Here is a 926-nt window from a genome sequence, read left to right on the forward strand (position 1 = left end):
GTCATGGCCTTCGGCCGCACGCGCATGACGGCGCCCTCGCGAATGGCGGCCAGTAGCGTCTCTTCATTGTCCGGCTCGCCTGCGGCCAGATGCTGTTTCCAGGCGTTCTGCAGGTAGACGAGCATCACGACGCCAAACTCGGCGGCAACGCCGGCCAGGGCAATGAACCCCACGGCAGAGGCCACCGACACCGCGTGACCGAGCGCCCAGATGAACCAGAACCCACCGACCAGCGAGAATGGAACCGCTGCCATGACCAATGCGGCATCGCCTCCACTGCGAAACAGGACGTAGAGCAGCATGAAGATGACGGCCAGAGTGAGTGGTACGACGACTTTCAGGCGTTCCGTGGCCCGCTCCAAATACTCGAACTGGCCAGACCACGACAGGGCATAGCCGGCAGGCATGGCCACCTGCTTGGCAACAATGGCTTGCATGTCATGGACGACGGAGCGCAAGTCCCGGCCACGTACATCGACATAGACCCAGCCCGAGAGCCGTGCGTTTTCACTGCGGATCATGGGTGGGCCTTCTGCGATGACGATCTTGGCGACGTCCTGCAGGAGCACGGTGGCACCCTTGTCTGTCACGAAAGGCAGCTTGCGCAGGCGTTCCAGTGAATCGCGGATTTCGCGCGGGTAGCGGACGTTCACCGGAAAGCGCTCTCGACCCTGAATGACTTCTCCGACATTCTCACCACCGATGGCTGTAGATATGACCGCCTGCACGTCTGCCACAGAAAGTCCGAACCGTGCAGCGGCTTGTCGGTCCACATCTACGTCAATGTACCGGCCCCCTGTCAAGCGTTCGGCCAACGCGGAAGAAACACCAGGCACTGCGCGCACGGCGGATTCAATCTGTGCCGCGAGCTTGTCGATGGTGGCGAGGTCTGGTCCGGCGACCTTGATGCCGACGGGACTCTTGAT

At 61.9% G+C, this 926-nt stretch carries 1 protein-coding gene; it reads right to left on the bottom strand.

Going from position 1 to position 926, the window contains the following annotated elements; all coding sequences use genetic code 11:
• Positions 1–926, bottom strand: a 926-nt coding sequence (locus AAIL67_RS24690; protein ID WP_253233709.1) for an efflux RND transporter permease subunit, incomplete at both ends; no start/stop codon positions are given.

Origin of the sequence: Comamonas sp. A7-5, from assembly GCF_039581385.1 — a bacterium.
Taxonomy (GTDB): Bacteria; Pseudomonadota; Gammaproteobacteria; order Burkholderiales; family Burkholderiaceae_C; genus Comamonas; species Comamonas thiooxydans.